A 16,741-nucleotide genomic window follows, 5' to 3' on the forward strand; every position below is an offset into this window, starting at 1 on the left:
TACTTTTTAATATATAATAATCATCACAACTTTTCGGAGATTTTAAGTTTGGTTTACGAAGCATTTTCAAGAAAGTATAGACCTAAGTCTTTTAAAGAAGTTATAGGTCAGGATTTTGTAGTCAAAACCCTGAAAAACGCAGTCAAACTGAACAGAGTTTCCCATGCTTACATATTTGCTGGTCCAAGAGGTGTAGGAAAAACCACAATAGCCAGAATCCTCGCAAAAACCCTAAACTGCCTCAATCCCCAAGACTTTGAACCTTGCAACAAATGTGAAAACTGTTTAGAGATAGAAAAAGGCTCTTTCCCAGATATGTACGAGATAGACGCAGCTTCCAACCGTGGAATAGACGATATAAGAACCATAAGAGACAACGTAAACTACCAACCTATAAAAGGTAAGTACAAAATATACATAATAGACGAAGCCCATATGCTTACAAAAGAGGCATTTAATGCACTTTTAAAAACATTAGAAGAACCTCCACCAAAAAACATCTTTATCCTTGCAACTACTGAGCTGTATAAAATACCAGAGACAATAAAATCAAGATGTCAAGTCTTTTTATTCAAACCACCTACAAAATCCCAAATCAAAGCCTACTTACTCAGAATACTTGAAAACGAAAAAATACCCTACGAAGACCAAGCAGTTGATTTATTGTCCCAAGAGTTAGAAGGAGGTATGAGAGACTCTGCAAGTCTATTAGACCAAGCAGTTACTTATTCAGAAGGAAGACTAACAGTAAAATCTGTTGAAGAAATATTAGGTATAGTCCCTCTAAACTACATCAAAAAAGCCCTAAATTACATAAAAAATCAAGAAGTACAACCATTTATAAAACTGTTAGATGAACTTGAGGATCTTGGATACGACCTTAACATCTTTTGGAAAGAACTTTTAACAAACCTTCAAAAATCTCTTATCAACATTGCAATGGAAAACCCTGATGAAATATTCTCTCAAGAAGACCTAAAATCTCTCATTTACATAAAAGATATGTTTAACAAAGCATTTATCGAAGCAAGAACATTTATAAACCCAAAAGACATATACCAAGTTTACATACTCAAGCTAAACTACTTAGACTCTATAAAATCCATAAGTCAGCTCTTATCAGGAAATATACAACTACAAAAACAGACTGAAACAAAAGAAGAGAAAGCTACTACCCCTCAAACCACTGAAGAAAAGCCCAAAGAAAGAGCAGAAGAAAAAAAAGAATTACCAGTAGAAAAAATAATAGCCCAAATAATAAAAAACGAGAAAGTGATATCAGTAGTAATAAAAGAAGCTGAGATAACTCAAGATGAAAATAACATTTACATAAAACTCAAAAACAAAGAACAAGAAGAAATTTTAAATGCACATATTGATTTATTAAAAAAATACTTTCCTGATAAAAATATACACACATCAGCTCCCCAATCCAAAGAAAAAAAGAAAGAAAAAAAGAGAGATGAAGTCGTAGATAAAGTGTTAGAACTTTTCCCCGGCTCAAAAATACTAACCTACAAAGAAAAGGAGGAAAAATAGATGTTTAACTTTGGAAATCTCGCAGAACTTATGAAACAGTTTCAAATGATAAAAGAAAATGTAGAAAAAGCAAAGGAAGAGTTAAAAAAAGAGAATGTAGTAGTAGAAGTTGGTGGAGGTATGGTAAAAGTAGTTAGTAATGGTCTTGGAGAAATAGTAGATATAGAGATTGATAAATCTCTTTTAAATGAACAAGAGTATCAAGTTTTAAAAGACCTTCTCATATCAGCTGTAAATGAAGCATCAGATAGGTCTAAAGAGTTAATGACACAAAAACTTACAGAAGCTTCAGGATTACCTTCAAGTTTCTCTAAATTTGGTGGTCTGTTTTGAACTACATACCTGATATCTTGAAAAAAGTTATAGAAGATATATCAAACTTACCCGGTTATGGAGAAAAATCAGCCCAAAGGCTAGCCATAAACCTTTTAAAGTTGCCAAGAGGCGAAGCTGTAGATTTGATAAAACATATAGCCCAGATGTTAGACAAAATCCACCCTTGTAAAGAGTGTGGAATTTACACAGACCAAGAAATCTGTCCTATATGCTCTAGTGAAGAGAGAGACAAAACTCACATCTGTGTAGTAGAAGAGTCTTTTGATGCCTACGCTATAGAAAAAACTGGGAAGTTTAAAGGTGTTTACCATGTCCTAGGGGGAAGACTATCCCCATTAGAAGGTATAGGACCAGAAAAGCTAAATATAAAGACCCTTATAGAGAGAATAAAAAAGTATCAAGTAAAAGAAGTAATAATAGCCACAAACCCAACAGTAGAAGGAGAAGCTACTGGAAACTATATATACAACCTTTTAAAAAAGTATCCTTTAAACATTACAAGACTGGCTTACGGTCTTCCTTTTGGGTCTGTATTAGAAAACGCAGACGACTTTACCCTATCAAAAGCTTTAGAATACAGAGTTAAGATATGATAAAATAAAGTATAGAAGGGAGAAGGTTATGAGTAAAGAAAAACTACCTTTAGAAAAAGATGTAGATATAGAACTTGAGTATAAGATTTACCACCTGTGGGATAAAGTAAAAAAGTATCTTAAAATCATATTAGCTTTTGTTGTAATCCTATTAATAGGCTCACTAGGATACTACCTATACACCAAGAAAAAACAGGAAGAAAACGAAAAGGCATCTGTGTATGTATCAAAAATAGCCAACTTACTATCAGAAGACAAAAAAGAAGAAGCAAGAAAATTGATTGATGAGTTTGAAAAAAAATATAAAGATACAAACTTTTACAAAGTTATTCTTTCATACAAGATAATGATGGCTAAAGATGAAGGTAAAGAAGATGAAAAATTAGCCAATGCCTTAAAAGAAAAATTAAACACTCAAATTTTAGAAGGAGTTAAAGAGTATACAGCATACTTAAAACTAAAACAGAATAACACTAATCAAGCCAAAGAAATCTTAAAATCTATTGATAAGGATAAGTACAACTATATATCCGCTCAAGCAACCTTAGGACTGATATACAAAAAAGAAGGTAATTACCAAGAAGCTGAAAAAATATTTAACGAGATAAAAGAAAAGAAAGATTACAGATACTTTTCAATCTTAGCAAGAGAAAATCTATAGGAGAGTGAAGTGGAAAAGTTATACGAAGGAAAAGCAAAGATAGTCTACAAAGCTCAAGACCCAGATAAAGTAGTTATATACTTTAAAGATGAAGCAACAGCTTTCAACGCTCAAAAAAAAGACGTGATAGAAGGAAAAGGAGTAATAAATAACAAAATATCCTCTATATTCTTCCAAATCTTAGAAAAACACGGTATCCCTACCCACTTTGTAAAACAACTTTCTGATAGAGAAATGCTTGCATACAAAACCCAAATAATACCAGTTGAAGTAGTGGTTAGAAACCTTGCAACAGGAAGTATAGTCAAAAGGTTAGGTATTCCTGAAAAAACACCATTTAATCCACCGTTAATTGAGTTTTATCTAAAAAATGACCAACTTGGAGACCCTATAATATGCTATGAGCATATACTAGCTTTAAATCTTGCAAACGACCAAGAAATTAAAACTATAAAAGAACTTGCCTTTAAAGTTAATCAGATACTTAAAGATATACTTATAAAACACGATATTATACTTGTAGATTTTAAACTCGAGTTTGGGAAGAAAGAAGATGGAAATATTGTAGTAGCAGACGAGATATCTCCTGATACTTGTAGATTTTGGGATGCAAAAACAGGAGAAAGAATGGATAAAGACAGATTCAGACTTAACCTTGGAGATTTAGCAAAATTCTATGAAGAAGTATTAAGGAGGATTGAAAATGAAAAAGATTAGGAAAGCAGTTATCCCAGTAGCTGGCTTTGGAACAAGATTTTTACCTGCTACAAAGTCCACACCTAAAGAGATGATGCCACTTATAGACAAGCCTATCATTCACTACATAGTTGAAGAAGCTGTAAATTCTGGAATAGAAACCATAATATTCGTGACTGGAAGACATAAAAGAGCTATTGAAGACTATTTTGACTACTATCCGGAACTCGAACAAGTTTTAAAGAAAGCAGGTAAAGAGAAAGAGATAGAAAAATTGAGACAGATAAGTAATATGGCTGAATTTGTTTATATACGTCAAAAAGAACAGCTAGGCCTAGGACATGCAGTTTTAACTGCTGAAAGACTTGTGGGAGATGAGCCTTTTGTAGTCCTTTTAGGTGATGAGATTATAAAAAACGATGAAAACCCAGGGATAAAACAGCTTATAGATATATACTATCAATTTGGAAAATCCGTTATTGGTACTATGGAAGTACAAAAGGAAGACGTTAGTAAATATGGAATTGTTGCAGGAAAAGAAGTGATTAACGGTATAAAGTTAGTAGAAACGCTTGTAGAAAAACCAGCTATTGAAGAAGCACCATCTACTTCAGCAATCATAGGTAGATACGTACTTACACCTAACATTTTTGAATCTTTAAAACAAACTACTATAGGTAAAGGTGGAGAGCTGCAGCTTACAGACGGACTTATTAATTTAAGGAAAAAAGAAGTTATATACGCAAAAGATATAGAAGGAATAAGACATGACACAGGTAATAAAATAGGCTATTTAGAAGCTATATTAGATTACGCATTAGAAAGAGAAGATGTAAAAGAAGAATTTATTAAAATGTTAAAGGAAAAGTGTAAAGAAGTTGAACAAGGTCAAAGCTAAAAAACAGTTTGGACAACATTTTTTAAAATCTCAAGATGTTGTTAAAAAGATAGTTGATGAAGTAGATATTAAGGAAGATGATACTATTCTTGAAATAGGTCCTGGAACTGGTATCTTAACAGAAGAAATTTTAAAAAGAAACCCTAATAAACTTTACAGCGTAGAGATAGATAAATCTCTTTATCCACTTCTTGAAGAGAAGTTTAAAGAATACAAAAACTTTGAGCTTGTTAAATCAGACATTTTTGATGTTAATATAAAAGAGATTGCTGCAAGTAAAAAACTTAAAGTGGTAGGTAATTTACCTTACAATGTAGCTTCATTAATAATGATAAACTGTGTTTTTAATATGGAAGTTGTTGATTTTTGCGTTTTTATGATACAAAAGGAAGTAGCTGAAAAACTTATAGCAAAACCAAAAACAAAGTCCTACACATTTTTATCAGTTTTTATGCAAACATTTTTTGATATTAAATATATAATGAGCGTTCCTGCAAGGTTCTTTTCTCCACCACCAAAAGTAACGTCAGCTGTAGTAAAGCTTACGCCTTATAACAGATTTGGTATAAAAGATATTAAAAAGTATAAAAACTTCGTTTCTCACCTTTTTACTGACAGAAGAAAGATGATAAGGTCAAAGTTAGACCAGTCAATACTTGAAAAAGCCAACATTAAACCTACATTAAGAGCTGAAGAGTTAAATGTAGAAGATTTTGTTAGACTGTTTGAGGTAGTAAAAAATGATGATAGGAAGTTTGGTGATGCAGATTCACATTCATGATGCAGGGTCTTTAAAAGAAAAAAGAATGGTAATAAGGTCAATAAAAGAAAAACTCAGAAGTAAGTTTAATGTATCTGTTTCAGAAGTTGATAATCAAGATTTATGGCAACTTGCTACCGTTGCTGTTGTAACAGTTGCTCCAGACAAAAATCAGGTAGAGAGTATTCTCCAAAATGTGGTAAACTTTATTTACAGCAACTTTCCAGAGCTCCACATAGATGTATCAAAAGAAATATTTTAAAAGGTGATAAAGATGAAAGAAAAATCTCACAGAATGGAAAAAATAAACAGTCTCTTGAAAAAAGAAATATCAGATATTATTTTCCATGAATACGAGATTGGGCAGGAGAATTTTATAACCATAAGTGTTATAGACACAAAAGCAGATTTAAGTCAAGCTGATATTTACGTTTCTGCTTTAAAGGATGAAGACCAAATAATAGACGCTTTAAATAAAGAAAGTGGTCATATAAGGTACATTCTTGGGAAAAAGATAAGAATGAAAAAAACTCCAAAACTGGTATTTAAAAAGGATATATTTAAATTACAGATTTAGTATTTTCTTGTAAATCTCGTTTTTAGATACTTTATACTTTTTAGATAGAAGAGAGGCTATCTCTTTTGTTTTCATACCTTGATTTTTTAACTGCTTTGCTTCCGTCAATATTGAATCTATATCTATAACTTTTTCTTGATTAGGATGAACCAGTATTACAAACTCACCTTTAAGTTTATCTGGATTTTCTTCCAAAAGGTTAATAATATCTTCAGGCTTACCTATAAAAAAAGATTCGTGTATCTTAGTCAGCTCCTTTGCTACTACTACATCTGCCATAGGGTTTAATTTTTCTAATGTTTTTAAGGTTTTTAAGACTCTTTTTGGACTTTCGTATAGAATAAAAGTAAAACCTAGGTCGATATAGTATTTTAAATCTTCTTCCCTTTCCGATTCTTTATTAGGTAAAAATCCCACAAAAAGAAATTTATCAGAGGGAAGTCCAGAAGCAGATAAGGCTACAGCTGCGGCAAAAGGACCCGGTATTGGTATTACTTCTATACCCTTTTCACGGGCTTTTTTTACTATTCTATATCCTGGGTCTGATATACAGGGCGTGCCTGCATCTGATACTAAAGCAACATCTTTATCTTTTAAAATCTCTATTAATTTTTCTGCTCTTTCTTCTTCGTTATAGTTATGATAACTTACAAGTTTTTTCCCAAATATTCCGTAATGTTTTAAAAGTTTTTGTACATGTCTTGTATCTTCAGCTGCTATTACATCTACTGAATTTAGAACTTCTAAAGCTCTAAGGGTTATATCTTTTAGGTTTCCTATAGGTGTTGCAATGACGTAAAGTTTTTTCATTAAGGCAGTCTTAAGACTCCATTTGTTAGATTACCGTACCCTATAAAAGTACTGTTTTTATAAACTGAAACTTTACCATCAGGAAGAAATTTTTTACTTTCTACCTTTACTTCTTTGGCCTTGTTTAAAACAAACTTATCTATTAAAACCAACTTTGATGTGTATGGTTCTATAACTGTTTTATCATAGAGTTTTATTGTTCTCTCTCCACTTTTAATATACAGTGAAACATCAGTCAATCTTACAGCTGTATTATTCTTTATCTCGTAAAATCCTTTTAAAACCACTTTATCTTCTTGAATTTCTGCGTTGTAAATTACATTCCACTCAAAACCAGATACAGGATAAAGAATGTTTATTCCACTTGAAGAAGGTTTTTCAGAGTACAACTTTATAGTGATTTTTGGAGCCATAAGGTCCTGCCATTTTAAAGCTGAAGACAGCCTGTTTGGAAATACAGGCAAAGTAGTAATTACTACACCGTTTTTTGTGTCTATCGTTATATACCCATCTTTCACAGATATAACTGTCCCTCTTACTAACCTTCCTTCACCTTCTATGGAGATGGTTTTTCCTACAAGATTCTCAACCCAGTTTTCTTTTGTTGGTTCAACAACGTATCCTACTACTTTCACATCTTTATCAGTAGGTTTTATAAGAACAGAATCAACTTTACCAACTGGAAGAAGCTGGATAGGACCTATTACAGTCTCACCTTGAGCAAGGAGAAACTGGGAGTACTGTATATAAGTAGATAAATCTTTGTTGTTTACTATTAAACTGTCTGCGAAAACTTTAGACAAACTTACAAAAAAAAGAATAAAAGTTAAAATCTTTTTCAACCTAAACTCCTTTTAGAGAAATAATGATTGATTATTATACAATGTTTTGATTACCTAATCCAATTAAATCCAGTAAATCTTCTATTGAAACAGATTCAATTTCTGAAACTGTATCGTCTATAAGGTTATTTATAATACTTTTCTTTTCTTCTAACTTTTGAATAATTTTTTCTTCTACTGTGTTTTTAGTTACGAAATTATAAATATTAACAGCCTTTGTTTGTCCTATTCTATGTACTCTATCTTCTGCTTGCCATACTTTAGCTGGATTCCAATGTAAGTCAAAGAAAATTATATAACTGCTACTTGTTAAAGTTAATCCTTCACCAGCAGCTGTTATAGAACCTAAGAATACCATACAGTTCTTATCTTTCATAAATCTTTTTACTGCTTCTTGTTTTTCTTTTTGATTTAAAGACCCGTGATACAAAACTATACTGCTTTGAGGCAGTACTTCTATTAGATTTTTGTATATTTTCCCTATGCCTTCTTGAATAAAGTTGCTAAATACTATCACTTTCTCTCCATCTTCTGTAAGTTCTTTAACAATTTCTTTTAACCGATTAGCTTTTGGACTATGGTAAGAATTTGGAGGAAAATTACATATCTGTCTTAATTTTTGAAGTGAAAAAATTATGTTTTGTTTAAACATTATTTGGAAGTTTTTCTCATTTCTAAATCTTTTGTATATGTCTATCAATCTATTTCTTTCAAAGGATAAGTACTTTTCGTAGTATTCCCTTTGAACTGGAGATAAATCAAACTTCTCAATTTCAGGAGGTAATTTTTCAGGAAGATCTTTCAAAACGTCTTTCTTTAATCTTCTTATCATTATAGGTTTTAAAATCTCTTTCAATTCATCAGGTGATTTTTTATCTAACTCTTTTTCTTTTGGAAGTAAAAACTCAAGAAGTGATACAAGTTCTTTTATGTTATTTTGAAGGGGCGTACCTGATAATGCCCATTTATACTTAACTTCTTTTGCCAAAGTTTTTATCGCTTTAGATTTGTAGGTATCTTTATTTTTTATGTTGTGAGCTTCATCTAAAATAATAATATCTAAATCCTTAAAAAATTCTTTTAATGTAAAAAATTTATCCTTGTAATCATTTTTTAGTGTGTCATAGCTTACCAAATACACATGAGATTTTACTTCCCATAATAACTCTCTTATCTCTTTTGTATCGTTTAAAGTTAAAAATTGCAACTCTGGTGCCCATTTTTCAAGATGTTCTTCCCAAACGTTTAAAAGGTTTGAAGGTGCTACTATCAAAGCCTTTTTTACCAAACCTTTTATAAAGAAAATCCTTAAAGCAGTTGTACTCATTACAGTCTTGCCTGTTCCCATCTGGTCTGCCAGTAGAGCTGCATTATTTGTTAAAAGAAATTTTATTCCTTGAATCTGATAATCAAAAAGTTTTGAAGGAAAGTTTAAATCAGAAGGAATATCTAAATTTATTTCAGCAGCTAATATAGGTTTTATAAGATCAAAAAGAGACAGGTTTTTATAAGTTGATGAAGATTTTTTATCTTTCTTATTGACTTTTTTAGATAAATTTTCTATTACACTCTCTTTAAGATTGTAAATCTTTCCTTTTGACTTTATATTTTCTATTTCGTTAAATAAGTTAGGACTAACGTTAAACTTTAAATCTATATAAACCTTTTCTATCTTTAAAGCTTTTAAATAATTAATAGGTATGTTATATATCTTAATCATACAATCCAGACTTATCTATGTAATTTATCGCTTTTTCAATTCTTTTAAAAGGTTCCATAATGTCTGCATATTTAAATATTTCTAAAAGTTCCTTCGTTATAGAAGATATATACTTTTCATCGTTTGATAAGTATTTTAAAGAAATATTATCAAACTTACCTAAAGGGGATACCAGTTTAACCGAGTATCTATCTCTTGGCTTAAACTCATCAAACTTTTCTAATAAAAAAATTGGTTTAGAAGTAGAATTTCTTAAAAGTAAAAAACTTTTATCTTTGCAAAAGATATAATCGTAATTACTTTCTACACTATTTAGAATTTCATTGCCGATTTTTTCTATAAACAAAGTTTCTTTCAAGGTTTCTCCGTAGAGTATCTTTTGAATGTCTTCCAATATTATCTTTGATGTTATTCTAAACTCTACTGGTTTTAATTTTTTATCAACGACTAAAACTCCAAATCTTAATTCGTTGTTTTCATTTTCTACATAATCGATATAACAGTACATTTTCTTATCCTTTTTTATAATCCTAAAAAATTATAGCAAACTTTTTAATAGTTTAAATTGATTATATTAATATAAAAAAGGTTGACAAGAATACACTAAAGTATTATTATATTATAAGGTAAAAAATTCAGGGAGGTAAGAAAATGGGAAAAGTAATAGGAATTGACCTTGGAACTACTAACTCTGTAGTATCTGTGGTGATAGGTGGTGAACCTGTTGTTATTGCAAACCAAGAAGGTTTTAGAACTACTCCATCTATAGTATCTTGGACTAAGGAAGGAGAAATCCTTGTAGGAGAGCCTGCAAAAAGAAGAGCTGTTTTAGACCCTGAAAACACAATCTACGAATCAAAAAGATTTATAGGAAGAAAGTATGATGAAGTTTTAAACGAAATTAAGAACGTTCCTTACAAAGTAGTTGCAGACGAAAAAGGAGATGCTGCTTTTGACGTTCCTAATGCAGGAAAAATTGTAAGACCAGAGGAAGTAGGTGCGTACATTCTTAAAAAATTAAAGGAAGCTGCAGAAAGCTACCTTGGAGAAAAGGTAACAGAAGCCGTTATTACCGTTCCAGCTTACTTTAACGAAAGACAAAGACAAGCTACAAAAGATGCAGGTAAGATAGCAGGATTAGAAGTAAAAAGAATAATAAACGAGCCTACAGCTGCTGCTTTAGCTTATGGATTAGACAAGAAATCAGACATAAAGATACTTGTTTATGACTTTGGTGGTGGTACATTTGACGTATCAATCCTTGAAGGTGGAGATGGAGTTATAGAAGTAAAAGCATCAGATGGTGATACCCACCTTGGTGGTTCAGATATAGATGCAAGAATAATTAACTGGATAGTTGAAGAATTTAAAAAGGAACATGGAATTGATTTAAGAAATGATAAAACAGCATTCCAAAGATTAAAAGAAGCTGCAGAACAGGCCAAAAAAGAACTTTCCTTTAAGATGGAAACAGAAATTAACCTTCCATTTATCACAATAGACCCTAACACAAACCAACCACTCCACTTACAGAAAAAACTCACAAGGTCAAGATTAGAAGAAATGATAAAAGACCTTGTTGACAGAACAATGGAAATAGTTAAAAGAACATTGGAAGCTGCCAAACTAAAACCTTCAGATATAGACGAAGTAGTACTAGTAGGAGGTTCTACAAGAATACCTTTAGTTCAACAAAGAATAAGAGAGTTTTTCGGAAAAGAACCAAACAAATCAGTTAACCCTGATGAAGTTGTTGCAGTAGGAGCTGCTATCCAAGGTGGAATAATACAAGGAGAAGTTAAAGATGTTTTACTTATAGACGTAACACCTTTATCCCTTGGTATAGAAACTTTAGGTGGAGTAATGACTGTATTAATTCCAAGAAATACACCTATACCTACTAAAAAATGTGAAATATTCACAACTGCAGTAGATAATCAAACTACAGTAGAAATAGCGGTATACCAAGGAGAAAGAAGCGTAGCAAGAGAAAACAAACTACTTGGAAGTTTCAAACTTACAGACATTCCACCAGCTCCAAGAGGCGTTCCACAGATAGAAGTATGCTTTGATATAGACGCAGACGGTATACTACACGTAACAGCTACAGACAAAGCAACAGGAAAATCCCAATCTATTAAAGTTACACCTTCAAGTGGATTAACAAAAGAAGATATAGAAAAAATAATAGAAGAAGCAAAAAGACATGAAGAAGAAGATAAGAAGTTTAAAGAAACAGTAGAGCTTAGAAACCAATTAGATGCGTTAGTTTACAGCTTTGAAAAAACACTCAACGAAAACAAAGCTAAGTTTACTCCAGAAGAGTTAGCAGAAGCAGAAGGAGTAATTTCTGAAGCTAAAAAGGCTATAGAATCTAACGATAAAGCTACAATTCAGTCTGCTATGGATAAACTACAAAACGTAGCTAACAAGTTTGCATCTAAACTCTACGGTCAAGGTGGCCAAGAAGGTGGAGACGTAATAAACCCTGAAGTACATTAATAGTTTACAATACATTTACAAAAATTATGAGGGGAATCGGTTGAAAAAATCCGGTTTCCCTTTTATATTTATTTGGGAAAAATAGCAAAAGGAGGTCATTAGATGGTAAACCAGTTAAAAACAGTTTTACTCCTTGGTGTCCTTACAGGAATGTTCCTTGCAATAGGACATTTAGTTGCAGGAAAACAAGGTATGATTATAGCTTTTGTAGTTGCACTTATAATGAACTTTTTTGCCTACTTTTTCTCTGATAAAATGGCGTTAGCTATGTATGGTGCAAGGGAAATACCTTATGAAGAAGCTCCTTGGCTTCATCAGATGGTTGAGGAGTTGGCAAGAAAAGCTGGTATACCAAAACCTAAAATTTACTTAGCACCTATACATGTACCTAACGCTTTTGCAACTGGAAGAGATCCAGATCATGCTGCAGTAGCCGTTACATCAGGTATTTTACAAATACTTAATAAAGATGAGTTAAGAGGTGTTTTAGCCCATGAGTTAGGACATATAAAAAACAGAGATATACTCATATCTTCTATAGCTGCTACAATAGGTGGTGCAATATCTATGCTTGCTAATATGGCATACTATACAGCCTTTTTAGGTGGTAGAGATGAAGAAAACAACAATATTATTGCAAATATTATAGGTTCTATCATTCTCTTTATTGTTGCTCCACTGGCAGCAACTTTAATCCAAATGGCTATTTCAAGGTCTAGAGAGTTTATTGCAGATGAGACAGGAGCTAAAATATCTGGTTGTCCTCTATGTCTTGCAAATGCTTTAAGAAAACTAGAAGAGATAGCTAACAACCCTCAACTCCAACAAGTAGCAACCCAAGAAGTTAACCCAGGTACAGCCCATATGATGATTGTAAATCCATTAAGAGCTGATACAATAATGAAGCTATTCTCTACACACCCTCCTACAGAAGAGAGAATAAGAAGATTAGAAGAGTTAGCAAGAAAAATGAGTTATGGTTATAGCTTTGCTTAATCTAATAAAACCTTCCCTTTAAGGGGAGGTTTCTAATTTTTTCTTTATAGTACTCATTAATTCTTCGTACAAAGATCTTAACTCGTGGGCCATTTTGATTATCTTAGGGTCTTGAGTACTTTCTGCTCTTTTTATTACAGGTATAACATATTTTGATAACTGGTTTGTGTACTCTAAAAGATCTGATTCTAACTCTTCCTTTGAAAGGTCATCTATATTCGCAATATAGGCATTGTAATTAACTTTAGCTGATATTATCATATTTTTTAATTCAGCCTCTATATCACCTCTGTCTTTTCCAGCCTTTGTAAAATCTGCACTCATTTTATACCTCCTACTTGTATATAAACCTATTTTCTTTGCCTTCTAAAAATCTATCTAGATTACTTTTGTGCTTAAATATTATAATTATAGCTATAAAAAAACCGGCAAAAGTATAATATATATCATCTAATAAAACATAAATCACCGACCAAGAAATACCGGCCGAAAGTACTGATGCTAAAAAAACGTATCCAGTAGTTAAAAAAACACCTAACCAAAAAGTCAAGACTATTAAAGCTACCTTTAAAGAAAGTGCAAGTAAAACTCCAAAAGCTGTAGCTACACCTTTACCACCTTTAAACTTAAGGTAAATGGAAAAACAGTGTCCAATAACTGCCGTTAATGCAATTATAGATACATATTTTGAAGGAAAGTAATACTTTGCAATGTAAACTGGAAAAAATCCTTTTAAAGCGTCTAAAAGTAAAACTAAAATTCCTGCCTTTTTACCTATAACTCTTGTTACATTAGTTGCTCCTATGTTTCCACTACCTTCTTTTCTTACATCTTTACCAAAGATTTTTCCTACTATCAATCCAAAAGGAATCGATCCTATCAGATAAGTTATTAATACGTATATAAAAAAACTATTTATTTCCACGCTTTCTCCCTATAAAATACCATGAAATACTCAAATCCACTTATATAAGCAACAAATATGGAAAACCATAAAAGGATCTTACCATAATCTACAAAGTTAACAGCTAAAAGTAAAATTGCTACAAGTTGAAGAGTTGTTTTAACTTTTCCAAGAAAAAATGCAGGTATAACAATACCTTTATTTACCATAACACTCCTAACCCAAGTTACCAACATCTCTCGAGATACTATAAGAAAAACCTCAAAAGGAGATATGTAATGTTTTGATACAAAGGCGGTAAGTACAGATACCGTAAATATTTTATCTACAGCTGGGTCTAAAAGTTCTCCGTGTTTCGTTACATCGTTTGACAGTCTTGCCACTATCCCATCAAGGTAATCTGAAATAATGGCTAGTAAAACTAAAACTCCGGATATTAAGTATTTATCATTTAATATAAAGTACATTATAAACGGTATTAAAGCTAACCTAGATAGTGTAATTAGATTAGCTAAACCTATGGACAATATTAACTACCTCTTCCCTTTCTTATCCAAGGTGGAATTTCAAGATCATCAAAAGAAAGTTCATCAGATTTTACATCTGATTTTATTATCTCTTCCTTCTTTTCATCAAAAGGCTTTTTCTCTACAATGGATTTTTTCAATTTAGATTGATCATGTTTAACTTCTTTTTTTGCTTCACTTTCAAAATCAGTAGCTATAACAGTAATTTTTATTTCATCTTCAGTATCATTCATAATTGCAGCTCCAAAGATTATGTGAGCTTCTTCGTGGGCAAGTTCTCTTATTTGGGAGACAGCTTCGTTAACCTCTTGGAAAGATAAGTCTGGGCTAACTTCTACATTTATAAGAAGTCTTCTTGCACCTTGTATAGAAGTTCCTTCCAGTAAAGGAGAAGTTGTAGCTGACATAACAGCATCTTCTATTTTGTTATCTCCTTTAGCAGATCCAACACCAATAAGTGCTTTTCCTGCATTTTCCATTACAGTTTTAACATCTGCAAAGTCAGGGTTTACTAATGCAGGTACCAGTATAAGGTCTGTTATACCTTTAACTGATTTATAAAGTATACTGTCTACAAGTTTGAAAGCTTGAGCAAATGATACATTTTTTCCAGCAACTTGTAATAGTCTATCATTATGAATCACTAAGTAAGTATCAACCTTTTCTCTTAATTCCGCTAAACCTTCTTCTGCTATTTTTTGTCTAACTTTACCTTCAAAACTAAACGGTTTTGTAACAACTGCTACTGTAAGTATCCCCATCTCTTTTGCAGCTTGCGCTATTACGGGACTTGCACCAGTTCCAGTACCTCCTCCTAAACCAGCTGCAATAAATACCATATCTGCACCTTCAAGGGCTTCTCTTATTTTATCTAAGTTTTCAAGAGCAGCTTCTCTACCTATTTCCGGTTTTGATCCAGCTCCTAATCCTTTACTTATACTCTCTCCTATATGAATTTTGTTGGGAACAGGTAAAAAGTTTAGATGTTGTAGATCTGTGTTTACTATATATAATTCTACATCTTGTAATCCCTCTTGGTACATTCTTGCAACTGCATTACTTCCTCCACCCCCTACACCAAAAACTTTTATCTTCGTTGGATTTTTTGCATCATAGTTAATTTCCATAATTTCCTCCCTTAAAACAATTCTTTAATCTTACCTATCAATTTATTAATCATTTCTTCAAAATTAAATAAATTTTTATCACTATTATATTGTATTTCAGTTTTTTCTAAAGTATTTGACATAAACTGTAACATTCCTATTGCTGTTGCATACTGTGGACTGTAAAGCTTTTCACTAAAACATTTAAAATCTTTAGGTTTTCCTATTCTAACGTCTTTCTCAAATATTCTTTCAGCCAAATCTTTAATATATGGTGTGTTTGCAACACCTCCTGTTAAAACAATACCACTGGTTAATTTATCATATAATCCCGATTTTTCAAGTTCTTTTCTAAGTAGCTCAAATATTTCTGTTAAACGCCATTCTATAGTTTCAACTAAATCTTTTCTTTCGATTCTTATATTTTCCTCATCTTCTCTAAAAGGTATATCTATATAATCATTTACTTCTATAAAGTCTGTGCTAGCCATTCCGTAATGGATTTTTAAACTTTCTGCCAGATCTTTCGATATTTTAAATCTAAACGCTATATCCTTTGTAATTAAAGACCCACCCAGCGGTATAGACTTAAGCATTTCTAAAGATCCATTTTTATATACTGCTATATCACTTAAACTTCCACCTATATCTATAAGGGCAACTCCTAATTCCTTTTCCTCAGGATACAATACAGATGTTGCAGATGCCAATGGATTAACTACTGTATCTATAATTTTTAATCCTGTAGATTCAATAATTTTTTTTACGTTGTTGTAAGTACTAGTTTTTATTGTAATAACTGTAAACTCTCCTGTTAATTTGTTACCCATCAATCCTATAGGATCGTATACAATATCTTCATCATCTAAAATATATTTTGTAGGTATAATATGAAGGATTGTTGTAGAGTCACTTTGATACTTTGAGTTTATCTTTTCTATTAAAGAGTTTACATCATCTTTGTCTATCTCTTTGTTAGGCATTGAAAAAGATATATTCTCTTTCTCCTTTTTTGCTTCTATATGTTGTCCTCCAATATTAACTAAAACCGCATTCACTTTAAATCCAGATGCATTTTCTCCAGCTGTTACACTTTCCTTTATAGATCTTATAGCATCTGATGGATTAATTACTGTTCCTTTTTCTATACCTTTTGATGTAGACTCTCCCGAACCTATAACGTATATGTTTCCTAATTCATCTAAATCTCCAAATATTGTAGATATTTTACTACTTCCTACATCTAAAGCAACAAAAATCTTACTCTTTGCCAT

Annotated in this window: 20 protein-coding genes; 11 read left to right on the top strand and 9 right to left on the bottom strand. The window is 31.7% G+C overall.

Annotated elements, in window-relative coordinates:
* The first annotated feature begins 48 nt into the window (after window positions 1–48).
* The 9 genes from dnaX to rbfA are packed head-to-tail and all read left to right on the top strand — an operon-like array spanning window position 49 to window position 6,060.
* Entirely contained in the window at window positions 49–1,539 is a 1,491-nt protein-coding gene (gene dnaX / locus SULAZ_RS05730; RefSeq protein WP_012674331.1) for a DNA polymerase III subunit gamma/tau, read from the top strand.
* Window positions 1,540–1,872 carry a YbaB/EbfC family nucleoid-associated protein gene (locus SULAZ_RS05735; RefSeq protein WP_012673590.1) on the top strand — a complete coding sequence of 111 codons (333 nt, stop codon included), beginning with the start codon at window positions 1,540–1,542 and terminating at the stop codon, window positions 1,870–1,872. It begins immediately after the preceding gene.
* Window positions 1,869–2,468, top strand: coding sequence for a recombination mediator RecR (gene recR, locus SULAZ_RS05740; protein WP_012674514.1), 600 nt, complete (start codon window positions 1,869–1,871; stop codon window positions 2,466–2,468). The genes SULAZ_RS05735 and recR overlap by 4 nt, the downstream gene beginning before the upstream one ends.
* A gap of 28 nt (window positions 2,469–2,496) precedes the next feature.
* Entirely contained in the window at window positions 2,497–3,129 is a 633-nt protein-coding gene (locus SULAZ_RS05745; RefSeq protein ID WP_012674521.1) for a tetratricopeptide repeat protein, read from the top strand.
* A 9-nt stretch (window positions 3,130–3,138) separates the two neighbouring features.
* On the top strand, window positions 3,139–3,846 hold the full coding sequence (gene purC / locus SULAZ_RS05750; RefSeq protein ID WP_012673685.1) for a phosphoribosylaminoimidazolesuccinocarboxamide synthase: 708 nt from the start codon (window positions 3,139–3,141) through the stop codon (window positions 3,844–3,846).
* Window positions 3,833–4,723, top strand: coding sequence for a UTP--glucose-1-phosphate uridylyltransferase GalU (gene galU, locus SULAZ_RS05755; protein WP_012675008.1), 891 nt, complete (start codon window positions 3,833–3,835; stop codon window positions 4,721–4,723). The genes purC and galU overlap by 14 nt, the downstream gene beginning before the upstream one ends.
* Complete coding sequence (rsmA, locus tag SULAZ_RS05760; RefSeq protein WP_012673635.1) at window positions 4,704–5,504, top strand: 16S rRNA (adenine(1518)-N(6)/adenine(1519)-N(6))-dimethyltransferase RsmA; 801 nt, start codon at window positions 4,704–4,706, stop codon at window positions 5,502–5,504. Before galU ends, rsmA begins: the two co-directional genes overlap by 20 nt.
* Entirely contained in the window at window positions 5,485–5,745 is a 261-nt protein-coding gene (locus SULAZ_RS05765; protein WP_228357438.1) for a DUF503 domain-containing protein, read from the top strand. The genes rsmA and SULAZ_RS05765 overlap by 20 nt, the downstream gene beginning before the upstream one ends.
* Before the next feature lie 12 nt (window positions 5,746–5,757).
* Entirely contained in the window at window positions 5,758–6,060 is a 303-nt protein-coding gene (gene rbfA / locus SULAZ_RS05770; RefSeq protein WP_012673832.1) for a 30S ribosome-binding factor RbfA, read from the top strand.
* Here the strand turns inward: rbfA and rsmI are convergent.
* Genes rsmI through SULAZ_RS05790 form a run of 4 tightly spaced genes read right to left on the bottom strand, consistent with a single transcriptional unit; the run spans window position 6,049 to window position 9,940 of the window.
* On the bottom strand, window positions 6,049–6,870 hold the full coding sequence (gene rsmI, locus SULAZ_RS05775; RefSeq protein WP_012673844.1) for a 16S rRNA (cytidine(1402)-2'-O)-methyltransferase: 822 nt from the start codon (window positions 6,868–6,870) through the stop codon (window positions 6,049–6,051). The two genes, rbfA and rsmI, sit on opposite strands and share 12 nt — an antisense overlap.
* A complete protein-coding gene (locus SULAZ_RS05780) occupies window positions 6,870–7,712 on the bottom strand; it encodes a hypothetical protein (RefSeq protein WP_012674542.1) in 843 nt (280 codons plus the stop codon). Before SULAZ_RS05780 ends, rsmI begins: the two co-directional genes overlap by 1 nt.
* Window positions 7,713–7,746: 34 nt before the next feature.
* Complete coding sequence (locus SULAZ_RS05785; protein WP_012674987.1) at window positions 7,747–9,432, bottom strand: DEAD/DEAH box helicase; 1,686 nt, start codon at window positions 9,430–9,432, stop codon at window positions 7,747–7,749.
* Window positions 9,425–9,940 (bottom strand): hypothetical protein, encoded by a 516-nt coding sequence (locus SULAZ_RS05790; protein WP_012674232.1) that lies wholly within the window; start codon window positions 9,938–9,940, stop codon window positions 9,425–9,427. Before SULAZ_RS05790 ends, SULAZ_RS05785 begins: the two co-directional genes overlap by 8 nt.
* Before the next feature lie 143 nt (window positions 9,941–10,083).
* Here SULAZ_RS05790 and dnaK point away from each other — a divergent pair, with 143 nt between their 5' ends.
* Together dnaK and htpX are read left to right on the top strand one after the other, a co-directional pair.
* Entirely contained in the window at window positions 10,084–11,934 is a 1,851-nt protein-coding gene (gene dnaK, locus SULAZ_RS05795) for a molecular chaperone DnaK (protein ID WP_012674219.1), read from the top strand.
* 102 nt (window positions 11,935–12,036) lie between these two features.
* The gene (htpX, locus tag SULAZ_RS05800; protein ID WP_012675039.1) at window positions 12,037–12,930 is read left to right on the top strand and encodes a zinc metalloprotease HtpX; all 894 of its coding nucleotides are present in this window, start codon (window positions 12,037–12,039) and stop codon (window positions 12,928–12,930) included.
* Window positions 12,931–12,948: 18 nt separating this feature from the next.
* Here htpX and SULAZ_RS05805 read toward each other — a convergent pair whose 3' ends face one another.
* Genes SULAZ_RS05805 through ftsA form a run of 5 tightly spaced genes read right to left on the bottom strand, consistent with a single transcriptional unit; the run spans window position 12,949 to window position 16,741 of the window.
* Window positions 12,949–13,254: a hypothetical protein gene (locus tag SULAZ_RS05805; protein WP_012674517.1), complete on the bottom strand. Its 306-nt coding sequence runs from the start codon at window positions 13,252–13,254 to the stop codon at window positions 12,949–12,951.
* Between the two features lie 10 nt (window positions 13,255–13,264).
* Window positions 13,265–13,855 (bottom strand): glycerol-3-phosphate 1-O-acyltransferase PlsY, encoded by a 591-nt coding sequence (plsY, locus tag SULAZ_RS05810; protein WP_012674841.1) that lies wholly within the window; start codon window positions 13,853–13,855, stop codon window positions 13,265–13,267.
* Window positions 13,846–14,361 carry a CDP-diacylglycerol--glycerol-3-phosphate 3-phosphatidyltransferase gene (pgsA, locus tag SULAZ_RS05815; protein WP_012673898.1) on the bottom strand — a complete coding sequence of 172 codons (516 nt, stop codon included), beginning with the start codon at window positions 14,359–14,361 and terminating at the stop codon, window positions 13,846–13,848. Before pgsA ends, plsY begins: the two co-directional genes overlap by 10 nt.
* A gap of 2 nt (window positions 14,362–14,363) precedes the next feature.
* Entirely contained in the window at window positions 14,364–15,488 is a 1,125-nt protein-coding gene (gene ftsZ / locus SULAZ_RS05820) for a cell division protein FtsZ (protein WP_012675010.1), read from the bottom strand.
* 11 nt (window positions 15,489–15,499) lie between these two features.
* The gene (gene ftsA, locus SULAZ_RS05825) at window positions 15,500–16,741 is read right to left on the bottom strand and encodes a cell division protein FtsA (RefSeq protein ID WP_012674935.1); all 1,242 of its coding nucleotides are present in this window, start codon (window positions 16,739–16,741) and stop codon (window positions 15,500–15,502) included.

It is taken from the genome of Sulfurihydrogenibium azorense Az-Fu1 (assembly GCF_000021545.1).
In the GTDB taxonomy this organism is placed as follows: Bacteria; Aquificota; Aquificia; order Aquificales; family Hydrogenothermaceae; genus Sulfurihydrogenibium; species Sulfurihydrogenibium azorense.